Source organism: Hoeflea prorocentri (assembly GCF_027944115.1).
GTDB lineage: Bacteria > Pseudomonadota > Alphaproteobacteria > Rhizobiales > Rhizobiaceae > Hoeflea_A > Hoeflea_A prorocentri.
Map to the genome: position 1 here is coordinate 2,366,960 of NZ_JAPJZI010000001.1, position 17,578 is coordinate 2,384,537.

Genomic DNA, 17,578 nt, shown 5'->3' on the forward strand with positions numbered 1-17,578 from the left:
CAGACTATTGGACCAATCTGGTTCTACGAGATGGTGCCAGTCACCCCCTATCAAGCACGCAGCCCGCGCGCGTGCATTTGCACGCCCATACCAAGACCGTCAGTTAAAGAGGAAATTCCGCCATGAAGATGACGACTGAAGAAGCCTTTGTAAAGGTTCTGCAGATGCACGGTATCGAACACGCATTCGGGATTATCGGCTCTGCCATGATGCCGATCTCGGACCTGTTTCCTCAAGCGGGCATCACGTTCTGGGATTGTGCGCATGAGACCAATGCCGGCATTATCTGTGACGGTTACACCAGGGCGACCGGAAAGGTCGCGATGGCCATTGCCCAGAACGGCCCCGGCATCACCAATTTCGTCACGCCGATCAAGACCGCCTATTGGAACCACACGCCGATGCTGCTGGTCACGCCCCAGGCCGCCAACAAGACCATCGGCCAGGGCGGTTTTCAGGAAGTCGAGCAGATGGCGCTTTTCCGCGACATGGTCTGCTATCAGGAAGAAGTACGCGACCCGTCGCGCATGGCCGAAGTGCTCAACCGAGTAATCGAGAAAGCCATCCGCGGATCGGCACCGGCACAAATCAACATCCCGCGCGATTACTGGACGCAGGTGGTCGACATCGAACTGCCGCAGATCGTTCGTCTGGAACGCCCTGCCGGTGGTGCGGATGCGATCGACCGGGCCGCCGAGCTGCTCTCCAACGCCAAGTTCCCGGTCATCCTCTCCGGCGCCGGCGTTGTTATCGGCGGTGCGATCCCCGAGACGCAAGCCCTTGCCGAACGCCTCGATGCGCCCGTTGCAAGCGGCTATCAGCACAATGACAGCTTCCCTGGCAGCCACCCGCTCGCCTGCGGCCCGCTGGGCTATAACGGCTCAAAAGCCGCCATGGAGCTCATCTCCAAGGCCGACGTGGTGCTGGCGCTCGGCACACGCCTCAATCCGTTCTCGACACTGCCGGGCTACGGCATCGATTACTGGCCGAAGGACGCCGACATTATTCAGGTCGACATGAATTCCGACCGGATCGGCCTGACCAAGAAAGTCACCGTCGGCATTTGCGGCGACGCAAAGCAGGTCGCGACGCAGCTGCTTGAAAAACTCTCGCCATCGGCCGGCGACAACGGCCGCGCCGAGCGCAAGGCGCTGATCCACCAGACCAAGTCGGCATGGCTGCAAACGCTCAGCAGCATGGACCATGAGGATGACGATCCGGGCACAAGCTGGAACGAGGACGCCCGTGGCCGTCAGCCGGAGCGCATGTCGCCGCGCAAGGCATGGCGCGCCATCCAGGCCGGTCTGCCGAAGGAAGCCATTATTTCCTCCGACATCGGCAATAACTGCGCCATCGGCAATGCCTATCCGACCTTCGAAGAGGGCCGCAAATATCTGGCTCCCGGTCTGTTCGGTCCGTGCGGTTACGGCTTTCCGGCAATCCTCGGCGCGAAAATCGGCTGCCCCGACACACCGGTTGTCGGCTTTGCCGGCGACGGCGCCTTCGGCATCTCCATGAATGAAATGACCTCCTGCGGCCGCGAAGAGTGGCCGGCCATCACCATGGTCGTTTTCCGCAACTACCAGTGGGGCGCTGAAAAGCGCAACACGACGCTGTGGTTCGACAACAACTTCGTCGGCACCGAACTCGATCCGCAACTGAGCTATGCGAAAGTCGCGGAGGGCTGCGGGCTGAAGGGTGTCACCGTGACAAATCAGGAAGATCTGACAACGGCCCTGCAGCAATCGTGCGAAGACCAGAAGAAGGGTATCACCACATTCATCGAAGTGGTTCTCAACCAGGAACTGGGCGAGCCGTTCCGCCGCGACGCAATGAAGAAGCCTGTTGCAGTCGCCGGCATCAATCCGGAAGACATGCGTCCGCAGCCGGGCGCCTAAACGCCCGCACGAACGCGGCTTTGTGTGAAAATCTGATCGGCACGTTTCAGTCGTGCCGATCAATCCGCCCGGCAGAAGTCTTATTCGATCGGGTTCAGAACCTACCGTTCCAGTGCAGCAAGCCTGATATCGAACCGCTCTCGGATGGCTGCATCCGTTTCAGCCGACACATGGCCCGGCGCTGGCGATGACAGGATCCTGTTTTTTTCGACTATTGCGGTTTCGACAATATCAGGCCTGCCTTTTTCCACCCATTCCTTCGGACTGGTCCGGTCGCCAATCACCGGATAGATGTACTCGGTTTCCATCAGCGCCAGGGTCTGTTCATGGCCAAGGAAGTGACCTGGCCCGTTTGTGCAGACATCCGTTATCGTCGGCAAGGAAAGCGTTTCATCGTTGACCTCGATCCCCCGCACACAGCGCAGGCATTGGCCCAGCATGTCGTTGTCGATGATCAGGCTCTCAAAGGAAAAGCCAAGCAGCGAGGCGTGCATACCCGCCGATTCATAGACCATGTTCAGCCCCGATAGACCGGCAAGCACATTGGTTATGCCCTTTTCATATCCGGACTGGACGTCCGGCACCTTGGAATCGGCAATGCCGGCTGCCGCTCCGCCCGGCAGATCGTAAAAATGGGACATCTGTGCGCAGGCGGCCGAAAGCAGCGCCTGTTCACCCGAGCCGCCCGACATCGCCCCGGTCCTGAGATCGGAGACGAAAGGCCATGTTCCGAATATGGCCGGATGTCCCTCGCTTAAGGCGTTGACATAGACGAGGCCGGCCAGCACCTCGGCAACAGCCTGAACCACCGCGCCGGCTATCGCCGCAGGTGCGGTCGCTCCGGCCTGCCCTGCCGAAAGCAACAGGACCGGCATGCCGCCGCGCACGCACTCCTCCAGCACGGCGCAGGCATCTTCGGCAAAACGCAGCGGCGGAACGACAAAGCAATTGGTGTTGGAGACGAAGGGTCTTGCACGAAACGCCTCTTCTCCGCCGGCAACCAGATGAAGGATTTCCAGGCACTTGGGAACGCTTTCGGCGACCGTGAAACTCGTACCCACATGTTTGCTGGTACCGAGCACGCTGGCGTAGAGCGTGTTGATATCGAGATCGACCGGGTCTTCAATGTCGCGGGCCACCAAGGGCCGCTGGAAGAAATGGACATTGTCCAGCGTTTCAACGATGCGCGCTGCATCATAAAGATCGCTTAGGACCGATTCGCGATATTCGCGTTTTTCCACATCGACGATATGGACCGCCGCGCCCGCCGTACCGAAATGCACCCGGTGGCCGGCCAAGGTCATGTCATGGGAACGGTTCTGGCCATGCAGCGTCAGGTTTCGCCCGGCCTTGCGGATCGTGTCCATGACCAGATTTCGGGGAAACCGCAGGCGGCCGTCTTCACCATAGTCAGCACCGATGGCCGTACACACTTCAATGCAGCTTTCGATGGGTTGAGCCATCCCGACATCCTCAAGGATTGTCAGCGCCGCTTCGTGAATGCGCTCCATATCGTTTTGAGACAATGGCCGGTATGTGTCGGAAGACATTCCGGGCCTGACTGGCCGCATTGCCTTGTCGATCGGCGCCGCGCGCATGGCCCGGCGTGCCTCACGACCACCGGACCGGCGCCTTGACCTTTCCACGCCCGGCACCTCCACTTCATCCAACAACCTCGACATCGCTGATGATCCTCCACCCGACAGTGTATGAACCGACGCTATCACGCGGATTTACGTGGCGGATAGAACCAGATTTCACGAGTTCGGTTCGCGCAAAATGGAACCAGATTCATGAAATCAGGGCATCGTATTTCGCCATATGGTTGAGAATTGACCCCAATTTCGCCGATTTGGGCCGCTGGCACCAAGCAGGACTCGCGGCTGGCACTACCTTTGGTCACTGCAATCATTGCCTAATGATGATGGGAGTTCGGGAGTAACGTGGCGCTACGCCGCAGGTGGTAATTGATGCCAGTCTGCGAGCGGAGACAATCGCGACATGATTTGTGCCCAATTCTCCCGTTGAACAATAATGCCGGAAAATCCGGTACTGTGCAGTATCAAGTCCGAACAAGGGGAATAATTGATGTCCGTTAAATCGAAACTGACTGCTCTTGCCAGCGGTGTGCTTCTAACCGCCGTCGGTGGGATTTCAAGCGCATTGGCTCTCGACGAGATCACAGTCGCATATTTTCTCGAATGGCCTACAGCAAACCAGGTCGCCCAGCTTGAGGAAACCTACGACAAGGAACTTGGCGTCAAAGTCAACTGGCGTGCTTTTGGCAACGGCAATGAGATGACGCAGGCCATGGTCTCAGGCGACATCCAGATCGCTTACAGCCAGGGCTTCGTTCCGTTCGTTGTTGGTGTCAGCACCGGCGCACCGCTGAAGATGGTCGGCGTCGCTGTGACCTATGCTGAGAACGATCTGTGCGTCGTGCGCGATGATGCAGGAATCACCAAGGACAATGCCAAGGAGCTGGAAGGCAAGAAGGTTGCCACACCGATCGGCAACGTCACGCACTACAAACTCCTTCGCACGCTCGACCACCTCGGTGTCGATGTGAACAAGGTCAATCTCGTTCAGATGAATCCGCCAGACGGCGCAGTGGCACTGACGCGTGGCGACGTTGTGATGGCTTGCGGCTTCGGCGGCGCACTGTCACGTATGCGCGAAGTCGGCAGCCCGCTGATGACCGGCGCCGAGCAGGAAGCGATCGGTATCAACACCTTCGATATCATCTCGGTGACCGAGAGCTTCGCGAAGGAACATCCTGAACTCGTCGAAAAGTTCATGGCCGTGACCGAGGCTGCGAATGCCGCCTACAAGGCCGATCCGGATGCAGCCCTGCCAACCATCGCAAAAGCCGCTGGTATGGACGAGGACGCAACCAAGAGCACGCTGGCAAACTTCGGTTTCCCGAGCGCAGCTGACCAGAAAAGTGAAAACTGGCTCGGCGGCGGTGTCCAGCAGATGACCAAAGGCGTTGCCGATGTCATGGTTGAAGCCGGTGGGATGGACGCAGCTCTCGACAGCTACGATCAGTTCATCGATCCGAACTACCTGAACTAATGCCGTAAATCGAACGGGCGGCCTTTGAGCCGCCCGTTTCGTCTCATCCACATCAAACTTGGAGAGAGAAGATGACCGGCATTGTAATCGATAACATTTCCATGGTCTTCACGCTTCCCGGTGGCGGGCAGGTCCATGCTCTCAACAATGTCAACCTGGACATCAAGGAAGGAGAAATCGTCTCCGTTCTTGGGCCGTCCGGATGCGGCAAAACCACTCTTTTGAACATCGTTGCAGGCTTTCTGGCACCCACTGCCGGCGAAGTGCGTCTGAACAACCATTCGGTCACCGGCCCCGGCTCGGAACGCGGTATGGTGTTTCAGCAAGGCGCCCTGTTTGAATGGCTGACGGTAGAACAAAACGTAGCGTTCGGCCCGAACATGGCGGGCAAGCCCAAGGCCGAAACCGCCGAGAAGGTCGAGCACCTGCTTCAGACCGTTGGCCTGCAGGATTTCGGCGAAAAGCCGGTCTATCAGCTCTCCGGCGGCATGCAGCAGCGTGTTGCGCTGGCAAGATGTCTTGCCAACGATCCCGATGTCATCTTGATGGATGAACCGCTCGGCGCACTGGATGCACTGACCAGGGAAAAGATGCAGGGGCTTGTGCTCAAGCTCTGGAAGGAGACCGGCAAGACGATCATCCTGATCACCCACTCGGTCGAGGAAGCGCTATTCCTTGGAGAGAAGCTGATCGTGATGGCGCCGCGGCCCGGACGCATCGAAAAAATCTACGAACTTCCCTTCGCCGACCAAGGCATCACGCAAAGCCCGCGCGAGATTAAAGCCGGTGCTGATTTTGTCGAGAAGCGCGAGGAAATCCTCTCCATGATCTGGGAAATGGAAGAGGAAATCATGGGACAGACTGCATAGCGCAGACTGGAGACTGAAAATGGCAGAAAAAAAAGAACCATCAGAGGCGGCCATCTGGCTCGGACTGGCAGACAACACGTTCACGCGCCAGAAGACCGTCAAGTTCGGTGACGCCAGCGCGGTCAATTCGGGACGCTTCTACAGCATTCTGATCGTCTGCGGCCTCATCGCATTGTGGATACTTTCCTCCCGCCTTGGCCTGGTCAAGGAATTCTACTGGCCGACAATCGGCGGCACGATCAACCGTGTCATCCTTCTTGTGACCGAGGGCTTCCGTAATGTGTCCCTTTGGGAACATGTCGGCATCAGCGTCTACCGCGTCCTGTCGGGTGTTCTCTACGGCGCGCTCGTCGGGATCCCTCTTGGCTTTGCCATGGGGCTGTCCTCGACCGCCCGGGGTCTATTCGATCCGATCGTCGAGTTCATGCGCCCCATTCCGCCGCTGGCCCTGATCCCGCTGATCATCCTGTGGTTCGGCATTGATGAAACCGCCAAGATCTTCCTGCTTTTCCTGGCGTCACTGTTCATCATGACCATCGCGGCACGGGCCGGCGTCTCAAGCGTGCGCATTTCAAAGGTGCATGCGGCCTATTCGCTGGGCGCATCGAAGCTGCAGATCCTGCGTCATGTCATCCTGCCAAATGCACTGCCGGAAATCTTCACCGGCCTGCGCACCTCCATGGGCGTTTGCTGGGGAACGGTTGTTGCTGCCGAGCTGGTTGCCGCCGACAAGGGCGTCGGATCCATGATCATGATCGCCAAGAACTTCCTGCAGACCGATACGGTGGTCATCGGGATCATCATCATCGGCATCATCGGCTACGTGATCGAGATCATCATGCGCTATCTTGAGCGGCTGCTGATCCCCTGGAAAGGCAAGGGCTAGCAGGAAGCCTGAGATCCACTCGCAAAAAAGCCGCGGTCCAAGCCGCGGCTTTTTTATTGCGTTGAGGTCCGGGCTTTAAGCCCTCAGGCGATCGTTGTTCGGATCGTAGATCACCTCCGGAACAACCGTCGCCTTGCGCATATCGCCAAAGACATCGACCAGCAGTTCCGATCCTTCCTCGGTATGTTCGGATGCGACATAACCGAAGGCGATCGACTTTCCTGTCCTGTGGCCGAAGCCGCCCGATGTGATGAGACCAACCTTTTTGTCGCCGACGAAGATCGGGCTGCCATAGGCAGCTTCCGTACGGTCAGCCGTGTCCAGCTCCATGACAACAAAACGTTCCGCAACGCCTTCCTCGCTCTGTTTGAGCAGCGCCTCGCGGCCGATGAAATCCGGCTTGTTCAGGCGCACGAAGCGGTCGACACCCGATGTCAACGGCGTGTATTCGGACGACAGGTCCTGTTTCCAGGCCCGGTAACCTTTTTCAAGGCGCATGGAATCCATCGCATACATGCCAAACTGGCCAGCCCCGTGCGGCTCGCCTGCGGCCAGCAGCTGGGCGTAAACCGCCGGCATTGTCTCGAAAGGCATGTGCAGTTCGTAACCGAGTTCACCGACGAAGTTCACACGCAGAACCATGCCCCGGGCCGTTCCGATGGTGATGGGCATGGCGCAGAGCCATTTCAGCCCGTCATTGGAGACATCCTCATCCGCGATTTCAGCCAGGATCTCCCGCGATTTCGGACCGGCAAGCACGATCGTGCCGTATCTGGTCGTGATGTCCTCCAGCCGCACGGAGCCGTCATCCGGCATGTGCTGCCTCAGCCAGTCGCGGTCGTGCCAGTATCCGGCTGCAGGGCCAATCAGCCAGAAACGATTGTCATCAAGCCGGGTAACGGTGAGTTCGGTGACAACCCGGCCGCTCGGCGCGCACAGATAGGCGAGCGATACACGCCCCTGACGCGGCAGAGCGCCGCTGATCATTCCGTCCAGCCAATCCGAAGCGCCCTCGCCCGAAAGCTCGAAGCGTGTGAAGCCGGTCAGATCGAGTATGCCGGCCCGCTCGACAACGGTTTTGACTTCCTCTGCGACCGCGTCGTCGAAATGCGGTTTGCCGAAGGTCAGGTCCGGCTCTGGCCGGTCGCCTTCCCTGGCAAACCAAATGGGGCGTTCCCAGCCGCCAAAATCGCCGAACTGGGCGCCGCGCTCTGCAAGCGTATCGTAAAGCGGTGACGTCTTTGCCGGACGCCCCGCCGGCCAAGGCCGGTGCGGCAGATGCATCGCATATTCATTCTGATAGACCTCGATCGCCTTCACGGTCGCATATTTGCGGGTGGCATAGTCGGTAAACCGGCGCGGATCGACCATCCACAGGTCGAGTTCCGTCTCGCCTTCCGTGATGTGTTCGGCAATGACCTTGCCGGCGCCACCGGCCTGGCAGATGCCGAATGTGAAGACGCAGGCCTCGTAGAAATTCGTCAGGCCCGGTGCCGGCCCGATCAGCGGCAATCCGTCCGGTGCATAAGGGATCGGTCCGTTGATCACCTTCTGGACACCGCCTTCCATCAGCATCGGCACCCGCTCGCAGGCGGCGTTGATGTACCATTCCAGCCGCTCCAGATCGTCCGGATAAAGCTGGAAGGCGAAATCTTCAGGTGTGCCTTCCGTCAGCCAATGGGGCGTCGCCTGCCATTCGTAGGGGCCGAGGATAAAGCCCTTGCCTTCCTGGCGCAGATAGTAGCTGTCATCCGGGTCGCGCAGCATCGGGATTTTTTTGTCCATGGCTTCCAGTTGGCCAACGGCTTCGGTGACCAGATACTGGTGCGACATGGTCACCATGGGGACATTGCGGCCCACCATCCGGCCAATCTCGTCGGCGTAATAGCCGGCGGCGTTGATGACGATCTCGGCGTTGATCGAGCCCTTGTCTGTCTCGACATCCCATGTGCTGTCCGGCCGCTGGCTGATGCCGGTCACCTTGGTGAAGCGGACGATTTTCGCTCCCAGATCGCGCGCGCCCTTGGCAAAGGCCTGGGTGAGCTGCGCCGGGTCAATATCGCCGTCTTCCGGATCCCACAATCCGCCCTGAAGGTCGTGGATCTCCATCCAGGGGAAGAACCGGTCCTTCATTTCCTCGGGCGACATGGTCTCCATCGTCATGCCGGCTGCGTTCGCCATGGCCGCCACGTGTTCGAACTCCTGGACACGCTCCTTGCTGTGGGCAAGCCGCACAGCCCCCGTCATATGACGGTTGATCGGGTAATCCACCTCTTCGCCAAGACGGTTGTAGAGGCGGTTGCCGTAATTCTGCAGCTTCATCAGGTTGAGATTGCCTGAAAAATTCGGCGTGTTGCCGGCGGCGTGCCATGTGGAACCGGATGTCAGTTCGTTCTTTTCGATAAGCACCGCGTCCGTTATTCCGGCAATCGCCAGATGATAAAGGCAGCTTGCGCCGACGGCGCCGCCGCCGATGATGACAATACGAGCATGGGAAGCGAGTTCAGCCATGGTAACCTCCCTGGTTATGGTTCAATAGATCGGCGGAGAAACAACCCAGATGGCCACAGCCGGTTTGGTTGAGTTGTTTTCCCAGTAGAATTCTTCTTCCTGGAAGCGAAAGCAATCGCCCGCATGGACGGTAAAACTCCGCTTCCCGATATGCACATCCAATTGACCGGAGACCATATAGGCGGTCTCCTCCGTCATGCGCAGATGCGGCTTGGATGATCTGGCGCCTGGCGCAAAAACGCTGCGCATGACCTCGTAGGATCCGGACAGATCGGGCGACAGGAGTTCTTCCGAAAGCCCTTCGCCATCTTCACCGCTCATGCGCCTGAGACCGGCGCGGGTGATCAGCCCCCGCTCCTCCTCCGGGACATCGGAGAGGACCAGAAACCAGCTTACCGGAACGTCAAAGAGTTTCGCGACCTGCCGCAGCTCCTCCGTCGACAGCACCGAAATGCCGCGCTCGACCTGACTGAGATATCCGACGGAGCGGCCAAGCCTTTCGGACATCTCCGCCAGCGTCATGCCCTTGGACTGACGCACGGCCCTCAGGTCACGCCCGATATCGGCCGAAAGATTACCGGATTTTTCCTGTTCCGCCTGGTCGGTGGCACCAGATGTCATTGGCTTTCCCAAATCACGTGGAGCGCGCACGGCAACCAGCCCGAACGCATTCCTGAACTTCGTTCAAGCCAAATGAAAAATCAACAGTTTTTTTCACGGGTATGGCCGATTGCCGCAACACTGTCGGGTCAGTCAAGAAAAGGCGCCGGTATGAGCGCGAGCCTTCCAGCGTGCCGATCCCAAGGGGTAGATACGCTACAAACCACGGGTCAAGCATCATTCGCGCTATCGATCTGATAAGTGAATTCTTGCCCATGCGGCAGTTGGACCGTGACCGGGCCGGATGAGTTCATCGAAGCCCATATCTATGTCGATGAGGATGGAATGACCCGCGACAAGGCAACAGGCAAATATGCCGGAACCGGGCAAAACGGCACCCATTTCACCTACGTTGTTTATTGATTTGTATGAGTGCCGGCGCGACCCATAATCTTGATCTGCAAAAGCGGTTTACCCAACGGTTTAACCCGCCTGCCCCGCCAGTTCACGCCTCGCCATCATGTGCGCTCTCGGCATGTTGACCGCATCCACGCAAATCAGGCGGTCATCCTTGTAGTAGCGGACAGCGAAGGAGTTTTGCGCCTCGTCGCCCTCGGTCTCCGTGCGGTCATAGCCTTGTGACAACCCGGCGATCTGCAGCTTGATTTCATACTGGTCCGACCAGAACCACGGGACGGGATCGTAAGGCTCCTTTGTTCCGAGCATTGCGTTTGCGGCGTGTTTGCCCTGGTCGATCGCGTTCTGGACGCTCTCCAGCCTTATATGCCGGTCATAGCGGGCGGAATAGAAACTGGCGCAATCGCCCGCGGCGTAGATGTGCGGATCGGACGTCAGGCAGTCGGTGTCGGTCTCGATGCCGTTGTTGATCTTCACGCCCGCATCGGCCGCCAGATCGCAGACCGGTTCGGCGCCGACCGCCATCAACACCATATCGGTTTCAATGACCTGACCATCGCCAAGCCTCACCCGCTCGACGGACCCGTCGCCTTCAAGGGCCTCAAGGCGCGCATTGACGAGAATATTCACGCCATGGCCCGTGTGCAGATTGTGGAAATAGGCTGACATCTGCGGGCTGACGACACGCTGCAGAACCCGCTCCATGCCCTCGACAACGGTTACCTCACTGCTGAAGGAGCGCAGCGCGGACGCCACTTCCAGGCCAATATAGCCGCCGCCGATGATTGTGACGCGGCTGGTGGGCACGAGGGCCAAAGCCGCTGTGATCGCCTCGACATCGGCGATCGTGCGCATGTAAAAAACATTATCCAGTTCGAGACCAGGGACCGGTATCCTTCGTGATCTCGTACCGGTGGCAAGCAACAGCCTTGAATAAGCGATCGGTTCCGCGTCCGCGGGCGAAATTGTTCTTGCCGCCGGATCGATGGATTGAATCGGACAGGACAGACGCGCATCGATATCGAACTTTTCGAAAAAATCCGACCCTTTCAGCATCAGCCCTTTGAGCGGCAATTCCCCCTTGAGGAACGCCTTGGACAGGGGTGGCCGCTGATAAGGCGCATGCGGCTCGTCGCCAATGAGCATGAGGCCGTCCTCATATCCCTTTTGGCGCAGAGTTTCAGCAGCCTTCAGTCCGCACTGCCCGGCTCCGATGATGATGATGGGATCAGTAGTCATTCAGCAGGTCTTTCGAGATTGATCAGAAGGCTGTAAAAGTCATCGTCGTCAGTGACCGCGCGATGCCCGGGATATTCAGAACATTGTCGTGAATGTATTTTCCAATGTCCTCGTCCTTCGGGACATAGATCTTCATCATCAGGTCGAACTCTCCGGAGGTTGAATAGAGTTCGGATACGATCTCGCGATCATAGATCTTGTCGGCAACGGCATAGGCCTTTCCCGGTTGGCATTGAAGTTGAACGAACACACATGTCATGGCATTCCCCGTCACGGTTCCGGCACCCCTGCAGGCGCGGATTGAAGGCTGTTGTCCGCCGGCGGGGATTTTGCCCGCCAGGCTGGTTTTGCTAAAGTCTATTGCACTCTTCATGGCCGCAGGCAACTGCGCATAAGCAAGCATGCACGCCAAGGGCGTGCATCTATGTCGCTGCCTCCCACACTTGCACAAAACAAGGCTTTCAGGTCACAGTGAATGGCTGCAAGAGAAGAAAGAAAAGGGCAGTACTCCATGCTGATGCATCAGATTACCGATTGGGACGATGCCTATGCCAACGCCGCGCACATTCCGGGCGGTGCCGATTTTCCGGAAAAATGGACGAAACTGGCCGAAGCGTTCCGGTCACGGTTTCGCGGCTCGGATCAGGCGCAATTCGATGTCGAATACGCAAATGGCGATCGAAACCGGTACGATGTGTATCATCCGGCAGCAGCATCCAAAGGGCTGGTGATCTTCATTCACGGGGGTTTCTGGCGCGCCTTTGACAAATCCTCCTGGTCGCATCTTGCTGCCGGCGCCCTGGAACACGGCTACAGTGTTGCCATGCCATCCTACACGCTTTGCCCCGATATTCGCATCTCGGGCATTACCGAGGAGATAGCGGCGGCGGTGACGGAAATTTCAAGAATCGTTCCCGGCCCGATCCACCTGACGGGCCATTCCGCTGGCGGCCACCTGGCTACGCGTATGGTCTGCCGCAATACGCCGCTCGCCGCGGATGTCCTGGAGCGCATCAGGCGGGTGGTGTCGATCAGCGGCGTGCATGATCTCAGACCCCTGATGCGGACCGAGATGAACAAGACGCTCAATATCGACCGTATGGAAGCGCTCACCGAAAGCCCGGCGCTGTTGGAGCCGGTTGGTGACACAAGGCTGATTTGCTGGGTGGGCGGCGGCGAGCGGGCCGAGTTCCTGCGTCAAAATGCCTTGCTCGCTAGTGTCTGGAAGGGGCTTGGCGCGGCCACCGTCGCGATCGATGAGCCGGACCGGCATCACTTCAATGTCATTGACGGCCTTCAGGAGGCCGACCATCCTTTGACGTGTGCACTTTGCGCGTGACGTCCTCATCGGGAAGCGGCCCGTCGCTGTCGTCAAGGATACGGTGGGCGGCGCCGTCGAGATCGTCATATTGGCCTGATCGCAAGGACCACAGGAAGGCCACCAACCCCATGGCGCCCAAAAACAGCGCCACAGGTATCAGATAGAGCAGATTGTTCACCTGCCCTGCTCCACGGTCGCCGGCTCAAGTCCGGCCGCACCTTGCCTCGCGACGGCGATGTCACGTTTGATTTTTTCGGCATCCGCCTTGGCGCCGGCGCGCAATCTCAGTGCGTTGGCGACCACAACCAGCGAGGACGACGACATGGCCAGCGCCGCAACGAGCGGCGAGGCATAACCGAGGATAGCGGACGGGATGGCGATCATATTGTAAATAACCGCAAGTCCGAGATTCTGCCGGATCAGCTGACCTGATTTTTTCGAGATCTCGATAGCCTTCGTCACCGCAGTCAGGCTTTCGTGCAGGAATACAAAATCAGCAGCGTTGCGGCCGACATCCGCCGCTGTGGCCGGCGCCATCGACACATGGGCGCTGACCAGCGCCGGGGCATCATTCAACCCATCGCCGACCATCAGGACCTTTTTGCCGTCATCGCTCAGCCGCGAGACGTAGCGCGCTTTGTCTTTTGGCAGCGCGCCGGCCCTGAACTTGTCGATACCAAGCGCTTCTGCAAGCCGGCGAACCACTCCGGCCCGGTCCCCGGAAATCATCTCAACCGGCCCGGTCGCTTTCAGAGCGGCCACCGTTGCGGCTGCATCGCTGCGCAAGCGGTCTTCAAACACGAAGGCTGCGAGGAAGCGCCCATCCGCACTCAGGACCGCCTGCCCCTTGTCGGAGTTGGTCTCTCCGCCACCCTGAACGTTTCCTGACAAGGCCCAATCGGCCCGTCCCAGCCGGTAAGTGACACCGTCACGCCGTGCCTCGAGGCCGGCACCCGGCGTTTCCTTGATATCGTTGAACGCCTGATCGTCTTCAACCCGACCGGCGGAACGCGCAAGCGCCCGCGACAATGGGTGGCGGGAATGCACCCCCATCTGGGCGGCAAGTTTCAGATGGGCCGGATCGATCTCATCGCCGTTCAGCAAGCGGGGCTGGCCGAGCGTCAACGTTCCGGTCTTGTCGAAGACCACCATGTCGGCTTGGGCCATGCGCTCCATGGCGGAGCCTTCCTTGACCATGACGCCGTTTTCAAAAAGCCGTCCTGCGGCAACAACCTGCACAACGGGAACCGCCAGTGCCAACGCACATGGGCAGGTGATGATCAGTACGGCGATCGCCGTGTAGAGCGATTGCTGCCAATCGCCGGAAATGATCGTCCAGCCGATAAAAGTGAAGAGCGCAACAAGATGCACGATAGGCGCATAGAGCTCGGCGGCCCGGTCGGCGATACGCCGGTACCTGGCCTTTCCGCCCTCCGCCCTTTCCATCAGCTCCATCATTTCCGCAAGGAAGGACTGACTGGCCGGGGCCATTGCCTCGATCTGCAGCGCACCCGTCAGGTTGAGCGTACCTGCCCGCACGATATTGCCCTGTGAAACCGTTTGCGGCGCACTTTCCCCATTGACGAGAGAACAGTCCAGATCGCTGGTTCCCGAGACAACGCGCGCGTCGACCGGAATGCGGTCTCCTGCGGCAAGCAGGATCATGCTTCCAGCGGTGATATCGTCGACCGCAACAAATTCACGCGAGCCGTCGGCTTTGAGAGTCATCGCACCGCGCGGCGCCAGCTGCGCCAGGCCCTTGACCGCTGACCTTGCCCTTTCGCGCATGAGATGGTCGAGCGTGCGGCCAATCAACAGGAAGAACAGAAGCGTAACGGACGCATCGAAATAGACATGGTCACCGGAGTTGGCCGTCTCGTAGAGGCTCATCGCGAAAGCCAAAATCACCGCGAGCGAAATGGGAACGTCCATATTCAGCCGTTTGTGGCTCAGCGCATTATAGGCCGAATGGAAGAAAACGCGTCCTGAATAGGCGAGCGCCGGAGCGGCAATCAGCGCGGAAATCCAATGGAACAGATCCCGTGTCGCAGCCTCGGCGCCTGACCAGACCGACACCGACAGCAGCATGATATTTGCCGCCGCAAAACCTGCGACTGCGAGCGAACGCAACATCAGAGGGAGGGTTGAGTCCTCATTCTCGCTGGAAAAGTCGAAAAGGTGCGCCTCGTATCCAAGGCCATGAAGCGCCTCAACGATGACATCGGGTTTTTCGGCATTTTCGGACCAGACAACGCTGACCCGCTTTGTCGACATGTTGACGCGCGCGCTTTTCACGAAGTCCAATGTGCCAAGGCCGTTTTCTATGGTTCTGATGCAGGCGCCGCAATGAATGCCGGGCACGCTCAGATCCGATTGCCGAAGCCCCTCGCCTACCGACCGGCTGGTCAGCCGCAACTCCTCGCTGGACGGCCCCGCATGCAGGGCTTTTTCCAGCTCAACCGCAGATTCCGTTCCAGGCGCGCAGCAGCTCATCAGCTTTCCTCGTCAGCCTTGATAAAGACACGCTGGACGTCACTGTAGAGCACGTCGGAATCGCGCATGGCCTTTATCTTGATCAGCCATTGGCCCGGATTGACCTCGTGAGCGGCATAATAGCTGCCGTCTCCCTGGCGGTCGAGTTCCAGCGTACGGTCGCTGTTTTCTTCGACCGGACTGCTGATGACAACGCTGACACTGTCCGCTTCAATCGGCGTTCCAAGGGCATTGGTGAGCTGGTATCGCACCGAGCCGGCATCGACTTCCAGAGCCGAAGACCAGCCACGCGCCTTCATCGCTTCGACCCGCGCGACTTCGTCATCGAATTGCTGACTTGCAACATAGGTGTTTTTGACAATCAGCCCGCTCCAGCTTGAGCCGGCGAAATAGGCCAGTGTCAGATTGACTGAAATGATGACGCCGTAAAACAGACCCATGAAGCCGAGCATGTGCCAACCCGTAAACGGGCCGCGAAAAACGCCCTGTATTCCTTGCATCACTTATCCTCCGGAGCATCAAAAGTCGCGTTGTAGACATCTTTCTCGTTGCTGTTCTTGTCCTCAGCAATGATCTTGAACGCCGTCTTGCCGGGCTCGACCAGTTCCGGCGGTTGCTTGATGTAGACTTTCAAATTGCGCAGCCTGTCAGGCTCGACCGGGATGGCGAAAGAACGCCCCTCGGGCTGATCAATGCCGGTAATCGCCATCGTTGCCCCCGGCAGCCCTTCGATCGAGACGGATATGACCCTTGGTTTGGCAATCATATTGAGCAGTTTGACCGTGTAGCCGTTGCGTATCGAACCGTCCGACAAGGTGACGTATTGCGGATTGCGGTCGTGGAGGACATTGACCCCCAGCCGATCCCGTGCGCCGAGCGCCACGAGCAACCCGATACCGACCAAAGCCCAGATGGAAAAATAGAGCACGGTGCGGAAACGCAGGAGGATCTTCCAGTTGAAGTGCTGAACCTTGTCGAGGAAAGACCCGTCGGCATTGCGAACGAGTGACGGATTGATCGGCTCGGTGCCCCCGGCAGTCGCCAGGCTCATGTTGTCGGCGTATTCGCTCAGTGTGGCGTAGGCAATCAGCCCGCGCGGTTTGTTCAACTTGTCCATCACCGCATCGCAGGCATCGATGCACAGGGCGCAGGTGATACATTCGAGTTGCTGGCCATCGCGAATATCAATGCCCATCGGACACACGACCACACAGGCGTTGCAGTCCACGCAATCACCGACAACCTTACCTTCGGCCTTGGCCTTCTTGGCATGGCGCGAGCGCGGCTCGCCGCGCCAGTCATTGTAGGTGACCACCAGCGAATTTTCGTCGAGCATCGCGGCCTGAATGCGCGGCCAGGGACACATATAGGTGCAGACCTGCTCGCGCAGCAAACCACCGAAAACGTAGGTCGTTGCTGTCAGAATTGCGACGGTGATGTAGGCGATCGGCTGGGAGTTGCCGGTAACGAAATTGACCAAGAGCGTCGGCGCATCGGCAAAATAGAAAATCCATGCACCGCCGGTTGCAACGGCAATCATCAACCAGATCGCGTGTTTGGAGACGCGTTTGGCGACTTTGTTGAAGCTCCACGGGGCCGCGTCCAGTTTCATGCGCTGGTTCCGCTCACCCTCGATAGCACGCTCAACCACCAGGAACAGATCAACCCAGACGGTTTGCGGACAGGTATATCCGCACCACGCCCGCCCGACCGCCGTCGTCACCAGGAACAGCCCAAGCCCTGCCATCACGAGGAGACCGGCGACAAAGAAAAACTCCTGGGGCCAGATTTCAATGAAGAAGAAGTAGAAACGACGATTGGCAATGTCCACGAGAACCGCCTGGTCCGGCGCAAACGGGCCACGGTCCCAACGCAGCCACGGCGTCAGGTAGTAGATACCGAGCGTTACCAGCATGATCAGCCACTTGAAGCGCCGAAACTGGCCGCTGGCGCGCTTCGGAAAGATCTTCTTGCGTGCTTCGTAAAGCGGTTTGCGTGCCCACGCCGCATTGACGGCTTCGGCATCGAACTGCTCGACATTGGTGCTTTGAGAACGTGTATCCGTCATCGTTTCATCTTTGGTTGCGGTTGGGTTGAGACGCGGCCCTGGCTTCTTGTCAGTGTGTCGCGTCAATAGCAGGCTGTATAAGGCCTACACCAAACCACCCCTTTGTTGATCCGGCCGCTATGCGACCGAACGAAGCAGCGCGGCGATCTGCCCCAAAACCCATTGAATTCAAATGGTTCAGAGGCACGGGGTATATCGCCG

General features: G+C 58.7%; 14 protein-coding genes and 1 pseudogene. 6 read left to right on the top strand and 9 right to left on the bottom strand.

The window, feature by feature from the left end:
• The first annotated feature begins 122 nt into the window (after positions 1-122).
• Positions 123-1,898 carry a sulfoacetaldehyde acetyltransferase gene (xsc, locus tag OQ273_RS11145; RefSeq protein WP_267990577.1) on the top strand — a complete coding sequence of 592 codons (1,776 nt, stop codon included), beginning with the start codon at positions 123-125 and terminating at the stop codon, positions 1,896-1,898.
• Between the two features lie 101 nt (positions 1,899-1,999).
• Here the strand turns inward: xsc and OQ273_RS11150 are convergent, their stop codons facing one another.
• Complete coding sequence (locus tag OQ273_RS11150) at positions 2,000-3,580, bottom strand: trimethylamine methyltransferase family protein (RefSeq protein WP_267990578.1); 1,581 nt, start codon at positions 3,578-3,580, stop codon at positions 2,000-2,002.
• Positions 3,581-3,986: 406 nt separating this feature from the next.
• Here OQ273_RS11150 and OQ273_RS11155 point away from each other — a divergent pair, with 406 nt between their 5' ends.
• The 3 genes from OQ273_RS11155 to OQ273_RS11165 all read left to right on the top strand — a co-directional run bounded on the left by OQ273_RS11155 (position 3,987) and on the right by OQ273_RS11165 (position 6,728).
• The gene (locus OQ273_RS11155; protein WP_267990579.1) at positions 3,987-4,973 is read left to right on the top strand and encodes a taurine ABC transporter substrate-binding protein; all 987 of its coding nucleotides are present in this window, start codon (positions 3,987-3,989) and stop codon (positions 4,971-4,973) included.
• A gap of 71 nt (positions 4,974-5,044) precedes the next feature.
• Complete coding sequence (locus OQ273_RS11160) at positions 5,045-5,842, top strand: taurine ABC transporter ATP-binding protein (protein ID WP_267990580.1); 798 nt, start codon at positions 5,045-5,047, stop codon at positions 5,840-5,842.
• A 19-nt stretch (positions 5,843-5,861) separates the two neighbouring features.
• Positions 5,862-6,728 (top strand): ABC transporter permease, encoded by an 867-nt coding sequence (locus OQ273_RS11165; RefSeq protein WP_267990581.1) that lies wholly within the window; start codon positions 5,862-5,864, stop codon positions 6,726-6,728.
• A gap of 75 nt (positions 6,729-6,803) precedes the next feature.
• On the opposite strand, the gene OQ273_RS11170 is transcribed toward OQ273_RS11165, so the two are convergent.
• Positions 6,804-9,239 (bottom strand): GcvT family protein, encoded by a 2,436-nt coding sequence (locus OQ273_RS11170; protein WP_267990582.1) that lies wholly within the window; start codon positions 9,237-9,239, stop codon positions 6,804-6,806.
• Positions 9,240-9,260: 21 nt separating this feature from the next.
• Complete coding sequence (locus tag OQ273_RS11175) at positions 9,261-9,860, bottom strand: helix-turn-helix domain-containing protein (protein WP_267990583.1); 600 nt, start codon at positions 9,858-9,860, stop codon at positions 9,261-9,263.
• 270 nt (positions 9,861-10,130) lie between these two features.
• Here OQ273_RS11175 and OQ273_RS11180 point away from each other — a divergent pair, with 270 nt between their 5' ends.
• The gene (locus tag OQ273_RS11180; protein ID WP_267990584.1) at positions 10,131-10,262 is read left to right on the top strand and encodes a hypothetical protein; all 132 of its coding nucleotides are present in this window, start codon (positions 10,131-10,133) and stop codon (positions 10,260-10,262) included.
• A gap of 60 nt (positions 10,263-10,322) precedes the next feature.
• On the opposite strand, the gene OQ273_RS11185 is transcribed toward OQ273_RS11180, so the two are convergent.
• Both OQ273_RS11185 and OQ273_RS11190 read right to left on the bottom strand, forming a co-directional pair.
• Positions 10,323-11,495 carry an NAD(P)/FAD-dependent oxidoreductase gene (locus OQ273_RS11185; protein ID WP_267990585.1) on the bottom strand — a complete coding sequence of 391 codons (1,173 nt, stop codon included), beginning with the start codon at positions 11,493-11,495 and terminating at the stop codon, positions 10,323-10,325.
• A gap of 22 nt (positions 11,496-11,517) precedes the next feature.
• On the bottom strand, positions 11,518-11,754 hold the full coding sequence (locus OQ273_RS11190; protein ID WP_267990586.1) for an Lrp/AsnC ligand binding domain-containing protein: 237 nt from the start codon (positions 11,752-11,754) through the stop codon (positions 11,518-11,520).
• Between the two features lie 216 nt (positions 11,755-11,970).
• Here OQ273_RS11190 and OQ273_RS11195 point away from each other — a divergent pair, with 216 nt between their 5' ends.
• Complete coding sequence (locus OQ273_RS11195; RefSeq protein WP_267990587.1) at positions 11,971-12,834, top strand: alpha/beta hydrolase; 864 nt, start codon at positions 11,971-11,973, stop codon at positions 12,832-12,834.
• Positions 12,835-12,853: 19 nt separating this feature from the next.
• Here OQ273_RS11195 and ccoS read toward each other — a convergent pair.
• From ccoS to ccoG, 4 genes and pseudogenes are all read right to left on the bottom strand, one after another.
• Positions 12,854-12,994, bottom strand: a pseudogene (ccoS, locus tag OQ273_RS11200) (cbb3-type cytochrome oxidase assembly protein CcoS); the annotation flags it as partial.
• A complete protein-coding gene (locus OQ273_RS11205; protein WP_267990588.1) occupies positions 12,991-15,309 on the bottom strand; it encodes a heavy metal translocating P-type ATPase in 2,319 nt (772 codons plus the stop codon). The gene OQ273_RS11205 and the pseudogene ccoS, both read right to left, overlap by 4 nt.
• Positions 15,309-15,809: a FixH family protein gene (locus tag OQ273_RS11210; protein WP_267990589.1), complete on the bottom strand. Its 501-nt coding sequence runs from the start codon at positions 15,807-15,809 to the stop codon at positions 15,309-15,311. Before OQ273_RS11210 ends, OQ273_RS11205 begins: the two co-directional genes overlap by 1 nt.
• Positions 15,809-17,377 (bottom strand): cytochrome c oxidase accessory protein CcoG, encoded by a 1,569-nt coding sequence (ccoG, locus tag OQ273_RS11215; protein WP_267990590.1) that lies wholly within the window; start codon positions 17,375-17,377, stop codon positions 15,809-15,811. Before ccoG ends, OQ273_RS11210 begins: the two co-directional genes overlap by 1 nt.
• Positions 17,378-17,578: the final 201 nt, after the last annotated feature.